Annotated in this window: 17 protein-coding genes; 5 read left to right on the top strand and 12 right to left on the bottom strand. The window is 60.0% G+C overall.

From position 1 onward, the window contains the following. Positions 1-102 precede the first annotated feature (102 nt). The 4 genes from ACIQVE_RS08000 (at position 103) to ACIQVE_RS07985 (ending at position 7,745) form a co-directional block, all read left to right on the top strand. Complete coding sequence (locus ACIQVE_RS08000) at positions 103-1,206, top strand: efflux RND transporter periplasmic adaptor subunit (RefSeq protein WP_402806464.1); 1,104 nt, start codon at positions 103-105, stop codon at positions 1,204-1,206. Further along, positions 1,203-2,270: an efflux RND transporter periplasmic adaptor subunit gene (locus tag ACIQVE_RS07995; RefSeq protein ID WP_402806462.1), complete on the top strand. Its 1,068-nt coding sequence runs from the start codon at positions 1,203-1,205 to the stop codon at positions 2,268-2,270. Before ACIQVE_RS08000 ends, ACIQVE_RS07995 begins: the two co-directional genes overlap by 4 nt. Then, positions 2,267-5,320 (top strand): efflux RND transporter permease subunit, encoded by a 3,054-nt coding sequence (locus tag ACIQVE_RS07990; protein ID WP_402806459.1) that lies wholly within the window; start codon positions 2,267-2,269, stop codon positions 5,318-5,320. The genes ACIQVE_RS07995 and ACIQVE_RS07990 overlap by 4 nt, the downstream gene beginning before the upstream one ends. 172 nt (positions 5,321-5,492) lie before the next feature. Then, positions 5,493-7,745 carry a glycoside hydrolase gene (locus tag ACIQVE_RS07985; protein ID WP_402806457.1) on the top strand — a complete coding sequence of 751 codons (2,253 nt, stop codon included), beginning with the start codon at positions 5,493-5,495 and terminating at the stop codon, positions 7,743-7,745. Position 7,746: 1 nt separating this feature from the next. Here the strand turns inward: ACIQVE_RS07985 and ACIQVE_RS07980 are convergent, their stop codons facing one another. From ACIQVE_RS07980 to ACIQVE_RS07925, 12 genes are all read right to left on the bottom strand, one after another. Next, positions 7,747-8,373 carry a class I SAM-dependent methyltransferase gene (locus ACIQVE_RS07980; RefSeq protein ID WP_402806455.1) on the bottom strand — a complete coding sequence of 209 codons (627 nt, stop codon included), beginning with the start codon at positions 8,371-8,373 and terminating at the stop codon, positions 7,747-7,749. Between the two features lie 65 nt (positions 8,374-8,438). After that, complete coding sequence (locus ACIQVE_RS07975) at positions 8,439-9,083, bottom strand: methionine ABC transporter permease (protein WP_027611182.1); 645 nt, start codon at positions 9,081-9,083, stop codon at positions 8,439-8,441. Next, positions 9,073-10,194 (bottom strand): methionine ABC transporter ATP-binding protein, encoded by a 1,122-nt coding sequence (locus tag ACIQVE_RS07970; RefSeq protein WP_402806451.1) that lies wholly within the window; start codon positions 10,192-10,194, stop codon positions 9,073-9,075. The genes ACIQVE_RS07975 and ACIQVE_RS07970 overlap by 11 nt, the downstream gene beginning before the upstream one ends. 2 nt (positions 10,195-10,196) lie before the next feature. Then, the gene (locus ACIQVE_RS07965) at positions 10,197-11,006 is read right to left on the bottom strand and encodes a MetQ/NlpA family ABC transporter substrate-binding protein (protein ID WP_402806448.1); all 810 of its coding nucleotides are present in this window, start codon (positions 11,004-11,006) and stop codon (positions 10,197-10,199) included. Between the two features lie 123 nt (positions 11,007-11,129). Beyond that, positions 11,130-12,488 (bottom strand): LLM class flavin-dependent oxidoreductase, encoded by a 1,359-nt coding sequence (locus ACIQVE_RS07960; RefSeq protein ID WP_402806446.1) that lies wholly within the window; start codon positions 12,486-12,488, stop codon positions 11,130-11,132. Further along, the gene (locus tag ACIQVE_RS07955; RefSeq protein WP_402806443.1) at positions 12,488-13,681 is read right to left on the bottom strand and encodes an SfnB family sulfur acquisition oxidoreductase; all 1,194 of its coding nucleotides are present in this window, start codon (positions 13,679-13,681) and stop codon (positions 12,488-12,490) included. Before ACIQVE_RS07955 ends, ACIQVE_RS07960 begins: the two co-directional genes overlap by 1 nt. A gap of 23 nt (positions 13,682-13,704) precedes the next feature. Next, entirely contained in the window at positions 13,705-14,946 is a 1,242-nt protein-coding gene (locus tag ACIQVE_RS07950; protein ID WP_402806440.1) for an SfnB family sulfur acquisition oxidoreductase, read from the bottom strand. A 398-nt stretch (positions 14,947-15,344) separates the two neighbouring features. After that, positions 15,345-16,109 carry a hypothetical protein gene (locus ACIQVE_RS07945; protein WP_402806438.1) on the bottom strand — a complete coding sequence of 255 codons (765 nt, stop codon included), beginning with the start codon at positions 16,107-16,109 and terminating at the stop codon, positions 15,345-15,347. Between the two features lie 470 nt (positions 16,110-16,579). Continuing rightward, a complete protein-coding gene (gene tcyN / locus ACIQVE_RS07940; RefSeq protein ID WP_402806435.1) occupies positions 16,580-17,329 on the bottom strand; it encodes an L-cystine ABC transporter ATP-binding protein TcyN in 750 nt (249 codons plus the stop codon). 4 nt (positions 17,330-17,333) lie between these two features. Then, on the bottom strand, positions 17,334-17,999 hold the full coding sequence (gene tcyL, locus ACIQVE_RS07935; RefSeq protein ID WP_402806432.1) for a cystine ABC transporter permease: 666 nt from the start codon (positions 17,997-17,999) through the stop codon (positions 17,334-17,336). Next, entirely contained in the window at positions 17,999-18,799 is an 801-nt protein-coding gene (tcyJ, locus tag ACIQVE_RS07930) for a cystine ABC transporter substrate-binding protein (RefSeq protein WP_402806429.1), read from the bottom strand. Before tcyJ ends, tcyL begins: the two co-directional genes overlap by 1 nt. A gap of 210 nt (positions 18,800-19,009) precedes the next feature. After that, on the bottom strand, positions 19,010-20,002 hold the full coding sequence (locus ACIQVE_RS07925) for a D-cysteine desulfhydrase (RefSeq protein WP_402806427.1): 993 nt from the start codon (positions 20,000-20,002) through the stop codon (positions 19,010-19,012). Positions 20,003-20,189: 187 nt separating this feature from the next. On the opposite strand from ACIQVE_RS07925, the gene epsC reads away from it, so the two are divergent. Beyond that, the gene (gene epsC / locus ACIQVE_RS07920; protein ID WP_150687667.1) at positions 20,190-21,116 is read left to right on the top strand and encodes a serine O-acetyltransferase EpsC; all 927 of its coding nucleotides are present in this window, start codon (positions 20,190-20,192) and stop codon (positions 21,114-21,116) included. Positions 21,117-21,123: the final 7 nt, after the last annotated feature.

Raw genomic sequence — 21,123 nt, 5'->3', positions numbered from 1 at the left:
CTACAGGGGTAAATGCAGGCATCATACGAGCGAAGGCGGAACCCTGTTCTAAGCTCACAGTCGTATCGTCACTTGCACGTTCGTACACAGGAAGGAGTCTGCATGGCGAGTCCCGGATTGAAAACAGTGGTCATGCTCGGCCTGCTCACATTGCTGGCCGCCTGTGGCGACAAGAAACAGGTCGAAAAAGAACTTCCCCGGGTTTTCGTGCAAGAGGTCAAACCGGTGGATTACGCGGCCTCGGTGACCCTGACCGGCGACGTGCAGGCGCGTGTGCAGACCGACCTGTCGTTCCGCGTCGGCGGCAAGATCATCCAGCGTTCGGTTGACGTCGGCGACCGCGTCACCGCCAAACAGGTGCTGGCCAAACTCGATCCGAAAGATTTGCAGACCAACGTCGACTCCGCGCAAGCACAAGTGCTGGCCGAGCAGGCGCGCGTCAAACAGAGCGCGGCCGCCTTCGTCCGTCAGCAAAAGCTCTTGCCCAAAGGCTACACCAGCCAATCCGAATATGACGCCGCCCAAGCGCAATTGCGCAGCAGTCAGAGCGCACTGAAGGCCGCTCAGGCGCAATTGGCCAATGCCCGCGAGCAACTGAGCTACACCTCGCTGATCGCCGAAGCGCCGGGGATCATCACCGCGCGCCAGGCCGAAGTCGGGCAAGTGGTGCAAGCCACCGTGCCGATCTACAGCCTGGCCCGCGACGGTGAGCGCGATGCGGTGTTCAACGTCTATGAGTCGCTGTTGGCCGGTCCGCCAGAGGATCGCTCGATTGAGGTCAGCCTGCTCGACAACCCGAAAATCAAAACCACCGGCACGGTGCGTGAAATCACCCCGGCGGTGTCGGCGCAGACCGGCACCGTGCAAGTCAAAGTCACCCTCCACAGCTTGCCGGACGGCATGCAGCTCGGCTCGGTGGTCAGCGCCACGGCCAAGGCTCCCGGCAAATCCGCCGTGGAACTGCCGTGGTCGGCGCTGACCAAAAATCTCAGCGACCCTGCCGTGTGGATCATTGACGGCGAGGGCCGCGCGCAACTGCACACGGTCACGGTCGGGCGTTACCTGACCGGCAAAGTCATCGTCAGCGACGGCTTGAAGGCTGGCGACAAAGTGATCATCGCCGGCGGCCAGTTGCTGCATCCGGGCATGAAAGTCGAGATCGCCGAAAATACCTACAAGGATCTGCAAGTGGGAGCCCAGCCATGAAGCGCCTGTTGTTACTCACGGTGCTGCTGGCGTTGGCCGCGTGCTCGGAAAAGGAAGCGCCGCCGGAGCCAGTGCGCCCGGTGTTGTCGGTGGAAGTGAAAACCCTTAATCAGGAAGACCTCGGCCGTTTTGCCGGTAGCATTCAGGCGCGCTATGAAAGCAACGTCGGTTTCCGCATCCCGGGGCGTATCGCCAGCCGTAACGTCGATGTCGGCGCCGAAGTCGAGAAGGGCGCTTTGCTCGCCACCCTCGACCCGACCGATCAGCAGAACCAGTTGCGCGCCGCCCAGGGCGATCTGGCGCGCATTGAAGCGCAGTACATCAATGCTCAGGCCAACGCCCGTCGCCAGCAACAGTTGTTCGACCGTGGCGTCGGTGCGCAGGCGCAACTGGACATCGCTCAGACCGATCTGAAAACCACCAAAGCCTCGCTCGATCAGGCCAAGGCATCGCTGAGCCAAGCCAAGGATCAGCTTGACTATGTGCAACTGCGCACCGATCACAAAGCCGTGGTCACCGTGTGGAATGCCGAGGCCGGGCAAGTGGTCACCGCCGGCCAGCAAGTGGTGACGCTGGCGCAACCGGACATCAAGGAAGCGGTGATCGATCTGCCGGATACCCTGGTCGATCAACTGCCGCCGGGAGTGGTTTTTCTGGTTGCCGCGCAACTCGACCCGAGCATCAACACCACCGCGACCATCCGCGAGATCGAACCCCAGGCCCAGAGCGCCACCCGCACCCGTCGCGCCCGCCTGACTCTGGCCGACACGCCGCAAGGTTTCCGCCTGGGCACGGCGATCAGCGTCACCCTCAGTTCCGCGATCAAGCCGCGTCTGGAGTTACCGGTCAGCGTGTTGCAGGAAGTCGACGGAAAAACGCGGATATGGATCATCGACCCGCAAGCGAAAACCGTGTCGCCGCGTGACGTCACCCTGATCAGTCGTAACGCCAGCAGCGTGGTGCTGGCTGGCGGCGTCAAGGCTGGCGAACGGGTGGTGAGTGCCGGTGTGAACAGCCTCAAACCGGGGCAGAAAGTTAAAATCGACGAGGACAGTCCACGATGAAAGGGCCTTTCAACCTATCCGAATGGGCTCTGAAACATCAGTCGTTCGTCTGGTACCTGATGTTCGTCGCGCTGCTGATGGGCGTGTTCTCGTACATGAACCTCGGTCGCGAGGAAGACCCGTCGTTCACCATCAAGACCATGGTCATCCAGACCCGTTGGCCGGGTGCGACGCAAGAGGAAACCCTCAAGCAGGTCACCGACCGCATCGAGAAAAAACTCGAAGAACTCGACTCCCTCGACTACGTGAAAAGTTACACGCGCCCCGGCGAATCCACAGTGTTCGTGTACCTGCGCGACACCACCAGCGCCAAGGACATCCCGGACATCTGGTATCAGGTGCGCAAGAAGATCAACGACATTCGCGGTGACTTCCCGCAAGGCCTGCAAGGGCCGGGATTCAACGATGAGTTCGGTGATGTGTTCGGTTCGGTGTACGCCTTTACCGCCGACGGCTTGTCGATGCGCCAGTTGCGCGATTACGTTGAGCAGGTGCGCGCTGAAATCCGCGAAGTGCCTGGGCTGGGCAAGGTCGAGATGGTCGGCGAACAGGACGAAGTGCTCTATCTGAACTTCTCCACGCGCAAACTCGCGGCGCTGGGCATCGATCAACGTCAGGTGGTGCAGAGCCTGCAATCGCAAAACGCAGTCACGCCTGCCGGGGTGATCGAGGCCGGGCCGGAGCGCATTTCCGTGCGCACCTCCGGGCAGTTCGACTCGGAGAAAGACCTGGCCAACGTCAACCTGCGCCTCAACGACCGCTTCTATCGCCTCGCCGATATCGCCAACATCAGCCGTGGCTACGTCGATCCGGCGACCCCGGAATTCCGCTTTGACGGCAAACCGGCCATCGGCCTCGCGATTGCGATGAAGAAGGGCGGCAACATTCAGGAATTCGGCAAAGCCCTGCACCAGCGCATGGAAGCGTTGACCGCCGACTTGCCCGTGGGCGTCGGCGTGCACACGGTTTCCGATCAGGCCGACGTGGTGGAAAAAGCCGTCGGCGGCTTCACCAGTGCGCTGTTCGAAGCAGTGATCATCGTGCTGGTGGTGAGCTTTATCAGCCTAGGCGTGCGTGCCGGTCTGGTGGTGGCGTGCTCGATTCCGCTGGTGTTGGCGATGGTCTTCGTATTCATGGAATACAGCGGCATCACCATGCAGCGGATCTCCCTCGGCGCGCTGATCATCGCCCTCGGCCTACTGGTGGACGACGCGATGATCACCGTGGAGATGATGGTCACCCGGTTGGAAATGGGCGAAACCAAAGAGCAGGCGGCGACCTATGCCTACACCTCGACCGCATTCCCGATGCTCACCGGTACGCTGGTGACGGTTGCCGGTTTCGTGCCGATCGGCCTCAACGCCAGTTCGGCCGGCGAGTACACCTTCACCCTGTTTGCGGTGATCGCCGTGGCGATGCTGGTGTCATGGGTTGTCGCGGTGCTGTTCGCCCCGGTGATCGGCGTGCACATCCTCAGCGCCAACGTGAAACCGCACAGCGCCGAGCCGGGCCGCATCGGCCGCGCGTTCAACTACGGCATGTTCTGGGCAATGCGTAATCGCTGGTGGGCCATCGGCATCACCATTGCGCTGTTCTTGGCGTCGGTGTTTTCCATGCAGTTCGTGCAGAGCCAGTTTTTCCCGTCCTCGGACCGGCCGGAGATTCTTGTCGACCTGAATCTGCCGCAAAACGCATCGATGGCCGAAACCCGCAAGGCTGTGGACAAGCTCGAAGCGACATTCAAGGACGACCCGGACATCGCGCGCTGGAGCACTTACATCGGTGAAGGCGCGATCCGTTTCTACCTGCCGCTCGACCAGCAATTGCAGAACCCGTACTACGCGCAACTGGTGATCGTCAGCAAGGGGCTGGAGTCGCGGGAGGCGTTGAGTCAGCGCCTGCGCGAACGCCTGCGCAAGGACTTCGTCGGCATTGGCAGTTACGTCCAGGCCCTGGAAATGGGCCCACCGGTAGGGCGGCCGATCCAGTACCGGGTCAGCGGCAAGGACATCGATCAAGTACGCAAACACGCGATCGAACTGGCCACTGAACTGGACAAGAACTCACACATCGGCGAGATCATTTACGACTGGAACGAGCCGGGCAAAGTGCTGCGCATCGACATCGCCCAAGACAAGGCGCGGCAACTCGGCTTGTCGTCGGAAGACGTCGCCAACCTGATGAACAGCATCGTCGTCGGCTCGCCCGTGACTCAGGTCGATGACGACATCTACCTGATCAACGTTGTCGGCCGCGCCGAAGATGCCGAACGCGGTACGCCGGAGACCCTGCAAAACCTGCAGATCGTCACGCCGAGCGGCACGTCGATTCCGCTGCTGGCCTTTGCCACCGTGCGCTATGAGCTGGAGCAACCGCTGGTGTGGCGCCGCGACCGCAAACCGACCATCACCATCAAAGCGGCGGTGCGCGACGAGATTCAGCCGACCGATCTGGTCAAGCAACTCAAACCCGCCATCGACAAATTCGCCGCCGGGTTGCCGGTGGGCTACAAGGTCGCCACTGGCGGTACCGTCGAGGAAAGCGGCAAGGCCCAAGGGCCGATTGCCAAGGTCGTGCCGCTGATGCTGTTTCTGATGGCGACGTTCCTGATGATCCAGTTGCACAGCGTGCAGAAGCTGTTTCTGGTGGCGAGTGTCGCGCCGCTCGGCTTGATTGGCGTGGTGCTGGCGCTGATCCCCACGGGCACGCCGATGGGCTTCGTGGCGATCCTGGGGATTCTTGCGCTGATCGGCATCATCATCCGCAACTCGGTGATTCTGGTGACGCAGATCGAGGAGCTGGAGAAAGAAGGCATGGAGCCGTGGGATGCGGTGGCGAAAGCGACCGAGCATCGCCGCCGTCCGATCCTGTTGACCGCAGCGGCGGCGAGCCTGGGCATGATCCCTATCGCCCGCGAAGTGTTCTGGGGGCCGATGGCCTACGCGATGATCGGCGGGATCATCATCGCCACGTTGCTGACGCTGCTGTTTCTGCCGGCGCTGTACGTGGCCTGGTACAAGATTCGCGAGCCGAAGAAGGACGCGGCTTAACAGCAGGCGCTTTGCTCATCGTCAGCAGGCTGGTTCCTACAGGGAAATGCATTCCAACTGTGGGAGCCAGCCTGCTGGCGATGCCGATCTACAATTTACCAACATCTTACTGACCGACTTCCGGCTCCAGTTGCCATACCCTCCCTTCTCTTGACGCAGAAGGGACATCCCCATGCAGCTCATCTATCGCGTTTTACGCTATGCCCTGTTCAGTTGGACTGTGTTGTTGTCGCCCTGGGCCTTGGCCAACACCGTGTTGGAAAATCCCTTGTGGCGTATCGACCTCGATCCCGCGACACTGTCGATTCGTGTCACACCCGCTCAGGTAAAAACGCTACAAGCCTCTGCCGGCGTCGCCGCACACAAGGTCAGCCAACTCACGACGACTTCCACACGGGCTGATTGGCAATGGGACGATGGCGCCATGTCCGTCAGCGTTATTCTTGATGGGCGCGATCTGTCCTTCTCGATTACCGCGCGTAAGCCGGGCGAATTCGAGTTCCTGCGCCAACCCGGCAATGCCATGGGCAAAGGCTTGATCTGGCCCTTGGCCGAAGGGCATTACGTGCCGCGTGGCGATCAGGTCTGGCAGAATTTTTTGCTTGGTGAGGGCGCATTCAACACCACTCAGGATCTCAGCTTGCCGCTGTGGGGCGTCGTGCACGACGGGTTCAGCCTCAACTGGTTGCTGACCAACCCCTACAACAATCAACTGCTGTTCAGCGCTGAAGGCCAGACCTTGGCGTTGTCCGCGCGGCATCAATTCACCTCATTGCAGCCATCGACGCCGCTGACGTTCAGCCTGTTTCTGGGCGACGCCGAGCCGTTGGCTGGGGCGAAACGCTACCGGCAATGGCTGATCGATAACGGCCGTTATGAAACGCTGAGCAGCAAGCTTGAGAAAACCCCGCAAGCCAGCAAGCTGCTGGGGGCCAGTCATGTCTACCTGTGGGGCAACGATCTGCTGGGAGCGAAAGATGTGCGCAACTGGCCGGCGCTGCTCGGCAAACTGCGCAGCCAGACGCCGTTGGCCGGTGCGCTACGCGGCAGTATGGATCGCGAAGCCTTGCAGATGCTCGCCACTGAAACGGTGCTAAATCGCTACCAGCAAACCGTGCTGCTGCGCAGTATCAATCGCGCGCTGAACACCCAGGCGCGCAAAACCTGGCAGGCTCGCGCCGTGCCGGACATGCAGGCATTGGTCAGCGGTTATGCCGCACTTCGCGGGCAACTGGCCGGCGAGTTTGCGGGCGCCTTGACCACCGATCCCGAGCGCTGGGGCAGCACCTTGTCGCTGGATACTCTCGAACGTTTGCACAGCGCCGGGCTGACGCGTTTGTGGCTAGGACTTGGCGAGGGTTGGGAGGGCGGACTTTGGCATCCGGAGGTGGTTCGCGCAACGGTGAAGGCGGGGTATCTGATCGCGCCGTATGACTCCTACCAGACCGCCTTGAGCCGGTACGAAAACCCGGACTGGACCACGGCACATCTGGGCGACAAGGCGAACACCGAATGCGCCATCGTGTTGGAAAATCGCACGCTGAAAACCGGTTTCCAGAAGTCGGGCCACTACACCGACCCGCGTTGTGTGCGGCCGTTGCTGGAGAAACGCGTCACCGCCATCAGCGCTGCTGCCGGTTTCAATAGCTGGTTTCTCGACGCCTACGCCACCGGCATGCTGCTCGACAGTTACCGTCCCGGTGCGACAATGACGCAAGAGCAGAATGCCGAAAGCAACGTCGAGGCGTCACGCTGGATCAATCAGGTCTTGCAACTGCCCACCGGCTCCGAGGATGGCAACGCGACCACGGCGCAAGGCGTGCTGTTCGCCCATGGCATGCAGACGCCCGTGATCGGCTGGGGTGATGTCGACATGAGCAAGAATCCCGATTCCGAATACTTCGTCGGCAAATGGTATCCGCCGGAGCAACCAGCGGTGTTCTTCAAACCGGTGCCGATCAAAGAACCATACCGACGCATACATTTTGATCCGGCCAGCCGTTTGCCGCTGTACCAGGCGGTGTTCCACGGATCGGTCATCACCACTCATCACTGGTTGTACGACAGCCTGAAGTTGAGCAACGTGCGGGCGGCCAATGAACTCACGCAGTTGCTCTACAACGTGCCGCCGCTGTATCACCTGAGTGCGGCGACGCTGGCGCAGCGGCTGCCGTTGATGGCGCGGCAGGACGGGTTTTTCCGTCCGTTACATGAGCGTCTGGCGACGCAGGCGCTGACTGGCTTCGATTGGCTGAGCGATGATCGACGGGTGCAGCAGACGACCTTTGCGGACGGCACTCGATTGCTGGCCAACTTCGATAAAGCCACGCGGGAAGTGCGCGGCCAAAGTCTGCCGGGGGAGAGCATCACGGTGTTAATGCCCGATGGCACGGTCAGCCACTACCGGGTGCAAAACGCGCCCTGAGTCAGACCTTGCGCCAGACACTTGCCAGCCACGGCTGCTGCTCGCGCGGCAGTCCCGCTGGCCGGAAGTAATGTTCCAGCTCGACAAAACCGGCGGCCGTGAGCAAACCGCGCCACGCTTCCAGATCGTGATACGAGCCATATCGCGGGCCGTTCCAGCCCTCGCGGTTATCGCCGCGCGGATTGGAACTGAACAGCACGCCGCCCGCTTTCAAGCTGCCGTGAAGTTGCTGCAAAACCCGTGGTAATTCCTGCAACGGCACATGAAACAACACCGCATTGGCGAAGATTCCGTCGAAGCGCTCTGCTGGCAGATCCAGTTTCAGGAAATCCTGCTGCAGCACTTCGCAACCGCTGTCCTCACGCGCCATCTGCGCAAATTTTTCCGAGCCGTCGAGGCCGACAGCAATGTGGCCCATGCGCGTGAACGTCTGCAAATCCCGCCCCGGACCGCAGCCGAAATCAAGAATAGTGAACGGTGCCGTGCCCTGAATGTGCCGCAACAGCGCGTCGATGTTCTGGCTGACATCGTGATCGCGGGTGCCTTCACGAAAGTCCTCGGCCACCGAGTTGTAGTGGCCGAGTGTGGTGGCGGTGATCTGCTCGAGGTCGGTAGGAGTCTGTTTCATGGTCGGTTCGTGGCGGAAAGGGAGATGGGCTGACTATAAGCGCTTTCGTGCTTTAAAAGATCGCTTCAGCGCTTGTTCAACCCGCGCGCCAACCGATCCCCGCCCAACTGAATCACCGCCACCAACGCCACCAGCAACACGATCACCGTCAGCATGATCTGGCTATCAAAGCGCTGATAGCCGTAGCGGTAAGCGATGTCGCCCAACCCACCGGCACCAATTGCACCGGCCATGGCCGAGGAGTTGATCATTGTCACCAGGGTGATGGTGAAACCACCGACAATCCCCGGCAACGCTTCCGGCAACAGCACATGCCAGACGATGTGCCAGCGCCGGCAACCCATGGCTTGCGCAGCTTCGATCAAACCGTGGTCAACCTCACGCAAGCTCACCTCGGCGATCCGTGCGAAGAACGGCGTGGCGGCGATGGTTAGCGGCACCACCGCCGCCCACACGCCGTAGGTGGTGCCGACAATCAGCCGGGTAAACGGGATCAGCGCGACCATCAGAATCAGAAACGGGATCGAGCGGAACAGGTTGACGAATGCGCCCAAGGCGCGGTTCAACAGCGGCGCTTGATAAATCCCGCCCTTGTCGCTGGTGACCAGAATCACCGCCATGGGAATCCCCACCAGCAGCGCGATCAGCGACGACACACCAACCATCAGAAACGTATCGATAAAACCCTGCAGCAAGCGATCAAACCACATAGCCCATCACCTCCACCCGTTGCGCCCATTGCCCGGCGCGTTGGCGCAACGTCTCGGCGTCCAGCGAAGAACCGCTGACCGCCAACAGCAATTGCCCCAGCGCGTGGCCCTGAATCCGTTCGACGCCGCCCTGCAACAACTTCACCCGCCCACCGAGGGCCGCGAACAACGCTGCCAGATCCGGCTCGTCGCTGGCGCTGCCGGTGAACTGCAAACGCAACACTACAGCCGCTTCGCCGGAGGGCGAATGCGCGTGCAATCGGCTTTGCAATTCTTCCGACAACGCGTGTTGCAGCGGCGCGAGCAGCGTTTGGCTGACCTCGTGCTGCGGGTTGCCGAACACTTCCCAGACCGGGCCTTGCTCGACGACCAGGCCGTGTTCCAGCACCACCACGCGGTCGCAGATTTCGCGGATGACTGCCATTTCGTGGGTGATCAACACGATGGTCAGACCCAGGCGTTGATTGATCTCGCGCAGCAAACCGAGGATCGACTGGGTGGTCTCCGGATCGAGCGCGGAAGTCGCTTCGTCACACAGCAAAATGTCCGGATCATGCACCAGCGCGCGGGCGATGCCTACACGCTGTTTCTGCCCGCCGGAAAGCTGCGCCGGATACGCCTTGTGCTTGCCTTGCAGGCCCACCAGCTCCAGCAGTTCGCGAACCTTGTTCTCGCGTTGTTCTTTCGGCACACCGGCGACTTTCAGCGGCAATTCGACGTTCTGCCAAACGGTCTTGGCCGACATCAGATTGAAGTGCTGGAAGATCATGCCGATCCTGCGCCGCAGGGCGACCAAGCGGTTTTCATCGAATTCGCCGATGTCCACTTGATCGATCAGCACCCGCCCTGAAGTCGGTTGTTCCAGACGATTGATCGTGCGAATCAGCGACGACTTACCGGCGCCGCTGCGGCCGATGATGCCGAACACTTCGCCGCGCTGGATCGCCAGGTCGATACCTTGCAGCGCAGCGACCGGTCCTTGCCGACCGTTGTAGGTTTTGCCGAGGTTGATGAAGCGCACGTGGGCGCGGTTGAGTTCCGGATGCAGTTCTGTGCGTTCAGCAGGCTTTGGCTCTGGAATCTCCAGTCGCCGTTGGATCGCGGCCGTCATGCTCAACTTTCCCAACCGGCCTGGTACAGCTTGCCGTGGGCCTTATCCAGTGCCGCGCGAACGGCTGGCGAGTGCTGATAGATATCGACGAATTTGATCAGGCGCGGGTCGGTTTTGCTCTTTGGCTGAATCACGAATTGGATCACGTATTCCTTGTGATCGAGGCCGTCGAACAGCAGCGCCGAGCCGGCATCGAAGGTCTTCGCCAGGCGAATATAGGCCGGGTAGCCCTGCACCAGATCAGCGTCATCGTAAGCGCGCACCAGTTGCACGGCTTCGACCTGGAGGATTTTGATTTTCTTCGGGTTGGCGACGATGTCGTCTTCGGTGGCTTTGTAGCCAACGCCCGGTTTGAGAGTGATCAAACCGGCCTTGGCCAACAGTTGCAGGCCGCGACCGCTGTTGATCGGATCGTTGGCGATGGCGACGCTGGCGCCTTCTGGCAACTCGTCGAAGCTTTTGTATTTTTTCGAGTAGAGACCAACGTTGTTGATGATCCCCGGGGCGAATGGCACCAGGTCAAAACCGGCCGCGGTTTTGGCATTTTCGAGGAACGGGATGTGCTGGAAGTAGTTCACGTCGATGTCGCCGGCGGCGAGGCTGACGTTGGGTGCGATCCAGTCGCTGAACTCCACCAGTTCGACCTTCAGGCCTTGTTTGTTCGCCTCTTCGACGGCGGCCTCCAGCGGAATGGCGAAGGCTGCGGTTGTGCCGATTTTCAGCGGCGCATCGGCGGCGAAAACCGCCGAGCTGAACAGGCCGAGGGCCAGGGCCAGTGCTTTGACTGGGTGGGACAGGCGGTTCTTGGTCATGGTGGTTTTTCCAGTCAGTGCATTTGAGTTGTGTTGTCTGGTCGGGCCTCTTCGCGAGCAAGCTCGCTCCCACAGGGGGAAAACATTCCAAATGTGGGAGCAAGCTTGCTCGCGAAGCTTTTTCTAGCGGCGGAACGCTGCGCCGGTGTGTTGCTCAGGTAGCTGCGCCGCTCCGTGAAACAGTTTTTCCCGCAAGCTGCCGTTGTCATAAGCGGTCTTGTATGACCCACGCCGCTGCAACTCCGGGATCACCAAATCAATGAAATCCACATAGCTTTCCGGGGTAACGATGCGGGTCAGGTTGAAACCGTCGAGGCCGGTTTCGGCGATCCACGATTCCAGTTCATCCGCCACTTGCTCAGCCGAACCGACCACAGTGATGTAGCGGCCACCGAGGGCGTGCTGGTCGAGCAACTTGCGCCGGGTCCAGTCGTTGTTTTGCAGGTTCTTGGTCGCGGACTGGATGGCGTTGCTCTTAACGTACTGGATCGGTTCGTCAATCTCGTACTGGGAAAAATCGATGCCGGTGGACGCGGAAAAATGCGCCACGCCGGCCTCGGCACTGGCGTAGCTGAGGTATTCGGCGTGCTTGGCCCAGGCGACTTCTTCTGTTTCACCGACGATCACGTTGAGGCCCATGAACACCTTGATGTCCTCGGGATTGCGCCCCGCTTCAACAGCGCTGGCGCGGACCTTGTCGACCTGGACCTTGGTCGACGGTTTGTTCTGGCCGCTGATGAACACGCACTCGGCGTGGCGCCCGGCAAACAGCAAGCCGCGATCAGAACTGCCGGCCTGAAACAACACCGGCGTGCGCTGTGGCGACGGCTCGCAGAGGTGATAACCCTCGACCTGATAGAACTCGCCCTTGTGCTCGACCTTGTGCACTTTTTCCGGTTGGGCATAGATGCGCTGTTCGCGGTCATTGAGCACCGCGCCGTTTTCCCAACTGCCTTCCCAGAGTTTGTAGAGCACTTCCAGGTATTCGTCGGCCTGATCGTAGCGACGGTCGTGTTCGACCTGCTCGCTGAGGCCCATGGCTTTGGCGGCGCTGTCGAGGTAACCGGTGACGATGTTCCAACCCACGCGACCACGGCTCAGATGATCGAGCGTCGACATGCGCCGAGCGAACAGATACGGCGGCTCGTAGGTGAGGTTGGCAGTCAGGCCGAAACCAAGGTTTTTGGTCACGGCAGCCATCGCCGAAACCAGCATCAACGGATCGTTGACTGGCAACTGAATCGACTCTTTGAGCGTGACATCCACTGCGTTCTGATAGACGTCGTACACGCCGACGATGTCGGCGATAAACAGCCCGTCGAACAGTCCGCGCTCCAGCAACTGCGCCAGTTCGGTCCAGTACTCAAGGGTGTTGTAGCGCGTGGAGGTATCGCGCGGATGCGTCCACAAACCGTGGTTGATGTGGCCGATGCAGTTCATGTTGAACGCATTGAGCAGGATCTTCTTTTTCGCCGCAGCCATCAGATGGTCCCCCGCAATGGCGGGTTTTCATCATTGAGGTAGTAATTGCCCACCGCGTGATACTTCCAGCGCACCGGGTCGTGCAGGGTGTGCACGCGGGCGTTGCGCCAGTGGCGGTCGAGGCCGTATTCGATCAGCGTGGCCTGGCTGCCGGCCAGTTCGAACAGGGTGCTGCCGGCAGCCAGAGAGATTTCGGTGCTGATGGCACGTGCTTCGGCGACGGCAATCGACGCTGCGGCGACGGTGTCTGCGTTGGGTTCGGCTTGCGCGGCATCAAGGAACTCACCCGCGCGTTCAAGCAAAGCCTCGGTGGCGTGCAGGCGAATACTCAAATGGCCGAAGCTTTTCAACGTCAGCGGATCTTCAGTGGCATTGTCATTGCCCGAGTCGATCCATGGCCGGGTTTTGCTGCGCACAAAATGCAGCGCGTCTTCGTAAGCGGCGCGGGCGATACCGGTGTCGATGGCAGCATGAAGGATCTGTGCGAGCGGGCCGACGGTGGTCGGGCGTTCGAAGGCGCTTTGAAACGGCAGCACGTCTTGCGCCGCGACGTACACGTCTTCAAACACCACCGAACCGCTGCCAGTGGTGCGCTGGCCGAAGCCGCTCCAGTCGTCGATCACGCTCAGGCCTTTGCTGTCACGCGGGACGAAGGCCAGTTGCTGCACGCCGTTTTCATCGACCACCGACGTTGGAATGCGCTGAGCGTAAATGGCCCCGGTTGCGTAGAACTTGCGGCCGTTGATGCGATAGCCGTCGCCGTCACGCTTGAGGCTGGTAACGCGGTCGTGGGCGGTTTTGGTGCCCAGTTCCGCCAGTGCATTACCAAAGCGCTGACCGGCCAGCACCTCGGCGTACAACCGTTGTTTCTGCGCGTGGCTGCCGTTTACCCGGAGCACTTCGAGCGCATAGAAATGGTTCTGCGGAATCTGCCCCAGAGAGCCGTCAGCCTGAGCGATCAGGGCGATGACTTTGGCCAGCGTCACGTTGGATACAGCGGCGCCACCGTATTCCTTGGGGACAGTGATGCCCCACAGGCCGGAGCGGGAAAACACGTCGAGTTCCGGCAGCGGCAGGCGACGTTCGCGGTCGCGCAGGGCGCTGTCGCGTTTAAAATCTTCGGCCAGGTCGCTGGCGACGATCAGGGCTTGCTCATCGCTGGTGATGACCGCGACGGGATGGGAAAGAGTCATGCTTTTCTCCAGATGTCTGGTGGTCAAATCCAGGAATGGCGAGCCGGCAAAGTGCCGTTCAGGCGATAGGCGCCGATCGCGTGATATTTCCAGCGCACCGGGTCGTGCAGGGTGTGCACGCGAGCGTTGCGCCAGTGACGGTCGAGGTTGAATTCGGCGAGGGTCGCGCGGCTGCCGGCCAGTTCGAAAAGCTTTTCGCTGGCCAGCAGCGAGATCTCGGTGGTCAGCACTTTGGCTTCGGCCACGGCAATCGAAGCCAGGGCGGCGGACTCGGCGGTGAGTGGCGCGCCGTTCACCTGATCGAGCACTTGCCCGGCCTTGCGTAGCAGCGCTTCGGCGGCGTGCAGTTCGATTTTCAGCTTGCCGATGTCGGCGATCACATAGAGGTCATCGCTGGCACGCTCGACCTTGGCGTCGATCCATGGCCGCGCGCGTGTTTTGACAAAATCGATGGCGTCATCGATGGCGCCACGGGCAATGCCGGCGTCGATCGCTGCTTGAATCAGCTGCGAAACCGCGCCTTGAGTGTTCGGGGTTTCGTTGATCTTCCAGTTTTCGACGACAAGGCTCGCTTCGACGCGCACGTTGTTCAGCAGGATCGTGCCGCTGGCGGTGGTGCGCTGACCGAAGCCCGACCAGTCATCAACAATGCGCAATCCCGGAGTGCCGCGACGGACGAAGGCCAGCACTTGCTTGCCATCAGCGTTGAGCGCTTTAACCGCAACCCAGTGCGCAAACAGCGCGCCGGTGGAATAAAACTTCTGGCCGTTGATCACGTAGTCATCGCCGTCAGCGGTGATGCGCGCTTTCAGTTCCAGGGTGTTTTTGGTGCCGCGTTCGGGGCCGGCATTGCCGATGCGCCAGCCTTCCAGAACACTTTGGAACAGCTGCTGTTTCTGCTCTTCGGTGGTGCAGCCAAGCACCAGATTGATGATGCCGAACTGGTTCTGCGGAATCTGTCCCAGCGCCGGATCGGCGGCGGAAATGATCGCGAATACTTCGGCTAACGTGACGAACGAAACCTGCGGGCCACCGTATTCGCGCGGGATGGCAATGCTGCCCAGACCGCTGCGGGTGAACTGTTCGATTTGCGACCATGGCAACTTGCGTTGGCGGTCGCGCTGGGCGGCCTGTACGCGGGCAACTTGCGCCAGCTCATGGGCGGCCTTGATGGCTTGGGCGTCGTCGCGCAAGACTTGCGCGGGCAACAACAACGGGGCGATGTCCAGATCAGACTGGACGTTTGCGTCTGCCAGACTAGACATCAGTGCCGCTCCTTGGCTGCACGCAATGCCCTGGCGATCTGCACTGGGGTGATTGTGTTCCGGACCATACCTACCTCACATTTCATGAAAACGCCGCAAAGTGCGGCGAAAGAAAGAATGTCCGGTGGTCCGGTTCATATACCATAATCGTGTATAAAAATTAAATAAACTAACGTTTAGGAATATGCATAGAAGGGGTGATGGTCTGATTGGTTAAGAGTTTCTTGAGGCTGCAGTGATCCTGTGGCGAGGGGATTTATCCCCGTGGCTGCGGAGCAGCCCCAAATCAGCGATTGCGGTGTAACAGGTACACCGCGTGTTATGGATTTGCGACTGCTTCGCAGTCGAACGGGGATAAATCCCCTCGCCACAGGATCTCCTCAACATTGAACTTGGTGCTATTGGTTTCGTGTCTCGGCAGCCTTGAACTCGGGTTTGAGCGGCACCTTCAGATAAGGATTCACACAGCCGATCTTCAGTGTCCGTGGCGGGGCCCAACGTGAGTTGTTGCCCACCCGGTCGAGGATGCAGTAGGTCACGTCCAGACGCAGATCCTCGCCGGCTTCGACGATAACTGCCGGCGGTACCCAGACTTGAATCGGCAGCCCGATATCCGCAGCGGTGATCGGCGCCAGATCCATGCGCACGTCGTCCCAGCGCAAGGTGATGGCGTCGTCTTCGGCCATGTTCAGGTACGGCTCGATGGTCAGCGGTACGCCGCGTTTGATTTGATTCGGATTCACACCCTGGCGGCGAATGGTGTCGGGAATCGTCACCGGCGCCAGTTGCTGGTTTTCGTCTGCGCACATTGTCGCTGGCAGGCCGCCAGGACAATCGAGTTTGACCTGCACGCGCGTCGCTGCCGAGAGCGCCGCGCCCTGACCGACCTGCATCACCCGGTAGTGAATACGCGCGGTGCCGGTGGCAATGAAACTCTCCGGCACGCGCAGGCTCACCGGCGCGCCGACATCCTCGGCGGTCAGCACCTTTGATGCGACGTAGCACTTGTTCCAGAACAGTTCGATCAGGTCGCCGCAGTCCATGTCGGGATAGGGCGAAACGGCGACCTGCAGATGTGCGGCGGCGGCCAGGTTTATGCCGGTTTTTTGCGCTGGCGCCAAAGTCGGCGCTGCCAGTTCGGGGGTATGCGAAGTGCGGGTCATCGATTTCTCTCCTTGAAGCCTTGCAGCGAAGTCCGTTTCTGGAAGAACAGATGGCATGAATCAACTGGCAATAAAGCCATGAACATGTTGTTCAACTTGAAGTCGCGGTGATTGAACTAATTAGTGCCGGTTGGCGACTAGATAAGAGTGTGCGGGAAGGGGTGTCAATAGTCGGTTTTAGTTAATCTGTGAATTACAATTTAATCAGAAACTTCCTACATTTCTGAGGTCGAATGCCTATGTTGAAAAGCGAATAAAGCCACATTTCACAGGCTTTTTAGCGGTTTTGGCGCAGAGTTGTTTGAACGATGGCTATTAGTGTTTGACAGATTCAAGACGAGATTTTATCTGTTGCAGAACATATATATGTAGTGCGCTGAGTATGTTTGATTTGTATATATTCAGGAGGGGGGAGGCGGGGTGGAGATAACTTCCATCCGTGGAAGTTTGAGAGTGTGCATTGAAAGTTCTCAGGCGTGATTCAGGAACTTGCTGAGAAACTGGCGAGTGCGTTCTTCTTTCGGATTGGCAAATAACGCTTTGGCTTCACCTTGTTCAACGATCACGCCTTTGTCGAAAAACACCACACGGTTGGCCACGTCGCGGGCGAAGCCCATTTCGTGGGTGACGATCACCATGGTGCGTTTCTCTTCGGCGAGACCGCGGATGGTCGCCAGCACTTCACCGACCAGTTCCGGGTCGAGGGCCGAGGTCGGCTCGTCGAACAGGATCACTTCCGGCTCCATTGCCAGCGCCCGGGCAATCGCCACGCGCTGTTGCTGACCACCTGACAGACGACGCGGATAGGCGTCTTCCTTGCCGGCGAGACCGACCTTGGTCAGCAGCTTCATGCCTAAGGCAATGGCTTGCTCGCGCGGCATCTTCTTGACCACGATCGGGCCTTCGATGACGTTTTCCAGCGCGGTGCGATGAGGAAACAGGTTGAAGTTCTGGAACACGAAGCCCACGTGCTGGCGCAGGTTGCGCACCAGACCTTGCTGCTGGTTCAGCGGGCGACGGGTATCGATCTCGATGTCGCCGACCTTGATTCGGCCGCTGGTGGGCTCTTCAAGGAAATTCAGGCAGCGCAGGAACGTCGTTTTGCCCGAGCCGCTGGGGCCGATGATCGCGACGACCTCGCCTTCTTTCACCTCAAGATCAATGCCGTTGAGCACGACTTGACCCTTGAACTGCTTTGTCAGTTTTTCCACGACAATCATGGGGTCAGGACTCCTGGTCGTGCCGATTGACCCGCTCTTCCAACTTGTTCTGGAAGTGCGAGAGCACCGTGGCCAGAATCCAGTAGATCAGCGCGGCGGCAAGATACATGGTGAAAATTTCGAAGGTCCGGGCGGTGATCAACTGTGCCTGACGGAACAGCTCTGGCACCTGAATGGTGGCGGCCAGCGCGGTGTCCTTGACCAGCGAAATGAAACTGTTGCCCAGCGGTGGCAAAGCCGTGCGCATCGCTTGCGGCAGGATGGCCCGGCGCAAGGTTTGCGCGCGGGTCATGCCGATGCTCGCAGCGGCCTCCCACTGACCACGTTCGATAGAACCAATCGCCGAGCGCAGGATTTCACAAGCGTACGCGGCCATGTTCAGCGAGAAGCCGATCAGGGCCGCCGGCAGCGGATCCAGTTCCAGACCCAATTGCGGCAAGCCGTAATAGATCACGAACAGTTGCACCAGCAACGGCGTGCCGCGAAAGAACGATACGTAGATGCGGGCAATCCAGCTCACCAGTTTGAAGCGCGACAAGCGCATCAACGCCAGGCCGAAGCCCAGCAGCAAGCCGAAGAACATGCCGCCCAGGCTGAGAATGACCGTGTAGTACGCGCCCTTGAGCAGAAAGGGCACGGACTCTAATGCGAGTTGAAAAGCTTCTTCCATTATTGAGTGACGTCAGCGTTGAAGTATTTTTCCGAAAGCTTCTTCAGCGTGCCGTCGGCGCGCAGCTTGTCGATGGCCTTGTTCACGGCAGCCAGCAACTCAGGCTCGCCCTTGCGCAAGGTAACGCCGGCTTCCTGACGGGAGAAAGCTTCACCCGCTGCGGAGGTGTCCTTGGCTTTTTTGGCGTATTCCAGCGCGGCCAGACGGTCGATCAGGATGGCGTCGATACGGCCAACGCGCAGGTCCTGGAACTTGGTCGGATCATCTTCATAAGTGCGCACGTCAGCGGTCGGCACGTTGGCCTTGACCCACTGTTCGTAGTTGGTGCCCAGACCCACACCGACTTTCTTGCCGCCCAGATCGGCAGCCGACTTGATGTTCAGGTCGGCAGCTTTCTTGGTCAGCACCAAGGCCTGAATCCCGGACACGGTGTACGGCTCGGAGAAGTCATACTTCTTCTTGCGCTCTTCGGAAATGGTCACCTGGTTGATCACTGCGTCCAGACGCTTGGACTCCAGCGCCGCAAGGATGCCGTCCCATTTGGTCGGCTGCAGCTTGACCTTTACGCCCAACTCTTTGGCCAAGGCTTCGGAAAATTCGACTTCGAAACCGGACAGTTTGCCGTCGGCATCGACGAAGCTGAACGGTGGGTAAGTGCCTTCCAGGCCGACGTTGATAACGCCCTTGTCCTTGATCTGTTGCAACTGTTCACCAGCGACTGCCTGACCGATCAGACCGGCGCTCAGCGCCAAGCCCAGCGAACCAACCAGCAGATTGCGACGTAGTGCGGAAAAATTCATGACAAGCCCCTGTGTTTTCTTATGGAAGGCGTTTAACAAAGTTGGCGAATTCGGGAATTGAACGACAGCGCTATCCTGCCTTAAAGCAGCTTATGCGTCTCCCGCGAAATTCGCCTGCGGCGTGACTATATGATGACTGCGTTAGACTTGAAAATACTCAATATCAAAATTGATATTGCTTTTGCGTATATAGAAAGAGCTCATTTTCTTCTAGAGGAAATCCCTGTAGGCAAACAACGCCGGCGCCCCACCGGTGTGCAGGAAAATAATCGGGCCTTGATCGAAGCGCGAGCGGCCAATCCCGTCGAGCAAACCCGCCATGGCCTTGCCGGTATACACCGGGTCGAGCAACAGACCTTCCTGACTGGCCAACAGTTTCACCGCCGCCAGCGTCCCGGCATTTGGTTCGCCGTAGCGCGGGCCGAAGTACTCGTCCCACAACTCGACATTGAAGCTTGCCGGCAGCGCCACACCGAGCAGGTCCGCCGTGCGCTCGGCCAGGCCCTGCACTTTCGGGCGCTGATCCTCTTCGCTACGCGAAACGGTCACGCCGATCACCGGCAGTTCGGGCAATGCTTCGCTCAAGGCCAGCGCCAGACCGCTATGCGTCCCGGCGCTGCCCGACGCCAGCACCACGGCGGCGAAGTCGAGGCCGGTGTCTTTGATCTGCTCGGCCAGTTCCAGGCCGGCACGCACGTAACCCAACGCACCGAGGGCGTTGGAGCCACCTATCGGCACCAGATACGGTTTCTTGCCTTTACTGCGCAGGCGCGCGGCGAGCGCGGCCAGTTGCTCGTCGGCGTTGTCGAGGTTGTCGACCAGTTGCACCTTGGTGTCGAACAGATCCAGCAGCAGGCGATTGCCGTTGCCGGTGTAATTGCTGTCGTCAGTGCCCAACGGATTTTCCAGCAGCGCGACACAACCCAGGCCCAGTTTTGCGGCCAGCGCCGCGGTCTGGCGAACATGGTTCGATTGCAGCGCGCCAGCGGTGATCAGTGTGTCGGCACCTTGCGCGAGTGCATCGGCGGCGAGGTATTCGAGCTTGCGTAATTTGTTGCCGCCCATGGCCAGCGGTGTCAGGTCATCGCGTTTGATGTAGACGTCGCGGCCGAGCCAGGCGGAGAGGCGCTCAAGTTTCTCCAGTGGGGTCGGTTGGCCGAGCAGGTCGAGACGGTTAAAGCGGTCCAGCTGTTGTTTGATCATGAGTCCGTACTGGCGGAGAAAGATGAAAGGACTATAGGCAGGCGATTTTGCAGGGGCAACCGTGAATTGCTTATAGCCAAATGGACTGAGCCCAGCACTATCGGTTCTTAATTCGCCCTCGCAGGCATGCCGTAAAGTGGTGGCCGTTGACGCGGCCAGACAGTCCGGCCGCCCATGAGGAGTCTTTATGAGCGAGCGTTCCAGCCATTGGCAATTGCAGACCATCGTCAGCCAACTGCGCACCGCGCGGGATCAGTGGCGTGCACAAAATGGCCGGGCCACCGGCGAGCAGGGTGGCCGCGAGTTGCCATCGCGGGCTGCGATGGCTGAGATTCTCGAGGCGCTGTGTGGCGCGTTATTCCCGATGCGCCTGGGGCCGGTCGATCTGCGCGAAGAAAGCGAAGATTTTTATGTAGGGCACACCCTCGACGTCGCGTTGAATGCCTTGCTGGCGCAGACGCGCCTTGAACTGCGCTATGTCGCCCGACACAGCGCACAGGTCGACACTGAGGTCGAAGCCCGTGCGATCCAGATCGTTCAGGATTTCGCCTTGGCTTTACCGGGCTTGCGCACGCTACTCGACACCGATGTGTTGGCGGCCTATCACGGCGATCCGGCAGCGCGCAGTGTCGATGAAGTGTTGCTGTGCTATCCGGGGATTCTGGCGGTGATTCACCATCGTCTGGCCCACCACTTGTATCGCGCCGGGTTGCCATTGCTGGCGCGGATCAGCGCGGAAATCGCCCATTCGGCGACGGGAATCGATATCCACCCAGGCGCGCAGATCGGCCGCAGCTTTTTCATCGACCATGGCACGGGTGTGGTGATCGGCGAGACCGCGATCATTGGCGAGCGCGTGCGGATCTATCAGGCGGTAACGCTTGGCGCCAAGCGCTTCCCGGCAGATGAAGACGGGCAGTTGCAGAAGGGCCATCCGCGTCATCCGATTGTTGAAGATGACGTGGTGATTTATGCCGGAGCGACGATTCTTGGGCGGATCACCATTGGCAAGGGCTCGACCATTGGCGGCAACGTCTGGCTGACGCGCAGTGTGCCGGCGGGCTGCAATTTGACTCAGGCCAATTTGCAGCACGATGACGGGACGCAGAAGTAGGCTTCTG

This window comes from Pseudomonas sp. NPDC098747 (assembly GCF_044760045.1).
In the GTDB taxonomy this organism is placed as follows: Bacteria; Pseudomonadota; Gammaproteobacteria; order Pseudomonadales; family Pseudomonadaceae; genus Aquipseudomonas.
The sequence above is the reverse complement of the archived record's forward strand: the minus strand, read 5'-3'. Positions and strand labels throughout refer to the sequence as shown.

Coding starts and splice junctions, on each gene's coding strand:
- ACIQVE_RS07980 (WP_402806455.1), bottom strand. CDS start 8,373: ATGAAACAGACTCCTACCGACCTCGAGCAGATCACCGCCACCACACTC.
- epsC (WP_150687667.1), top strand. CDS start 20,190: ATGAGCGAGCGTTCCAGCCATTGGCAATTGCAGACCATCGTCAGCCAA.
- ACIQVE_RS07950 (WP_402806440.1), bottom strand. CDS start 14,946: ATGTCTAGTCTGGCAGACGCAAACGTCCAGTCTGATCTGGACATCGCC.
- ACIQVE_RS07975 (WP_027611182.1), bottom strand. CDS start 9,083: ATGTGGTTTGATCGCTTGCTGCAGGGTTTTATCGATACGTTTCTGATG.
- ACIQVE_RS07985 (WP_402806457.1), top strand. CDS start 5,493: ATGCAGCTCATCTATCGCGTTTTACGCTATGCCCTGTTCAGTTGGACT.
- tcyL (WP_402806432.1), bottom strand. CDS start 17,999: ATGGAAGAAGCTTTTCAACTCGCATTAGAGTCCGTGCCCTTTCTGCTC.
- ACIQVE_RS08000 (WP_402806464.1), top strand. CDS start 103: ATGGCGAGTCCCGGATTGAAAACAGTGGTCATGCTCGGCCTGCTCACA.
- ACIQVE_RS07995 (WP_402806462.1), top strand. CDS start 1,203: ATGAAGCGCCTGTTGTTACTCACGGTGCTGCTGGCGTTGGCCGCGTGC.
- ACIQVE_RS07990 (WP_402806459.1), top strand. CDS start 2,267: ATGAAAGGGCCTTTCAACCTATCCGAATGGGCTCTGAAACATCAGTCG.
- ACIQVE_RS07965 (WP_402806448.1), bottom strand. CDS start 11,006: ATGACCAAGAACCGCCTGTCCCACCCAGTCAAAGCACTGGCCCTGGCC.
- ACIQVE_RS07945 (WP_402806438.1), bottom strand. CDS start 16,109: ATGACCCGCACTTCGCATACCCCCGAACTGGCAGCGCCGACTTTGGCG.
- tcyN (WP_402806435.1), bottom strand. CDS start 17,329: ATGATTGTCGTGGAAAAACTGACAAAGCAGTTCAAGGGTCAAGTCGTG.
- ACIQVE_RS07960 (WP_402806446.1), bottom strand. CDS start 12,488: ATGGCTGCGGCGAAAAAGAAGATCCTGCTCAATGCGTTCAACATGAAC.
- ACIQVE_RS07955 (WP_402806443.1), bottom strand. CDS start 13,681: ATGACTCTTTCCCATCCCGTCGCGGTCATCACCAGCGATGAGCAAGCC.
- tcyJ (WP_402806429.1), bottom strand. CDS start 18,799: ATGAATTTTTCCGCACTACGTCGCAATCTGCTGGTTGGTTCGCTGGGC.
- ACIQVE_RS07970 (WP_402806451.1), bottom strand. CDS start 10,194: ATGACGGCCGCGATCCAACGGCGACTGGAGATTCCAGAGCCAAAGCCT.
- ACIQVE_RS07925 (WP_402806427.1), bottom strand. CDS start 20,002: ATGATCAAACAACAGCTGGACCGCTTTAACCGTCTCGACCTGCTCGGC.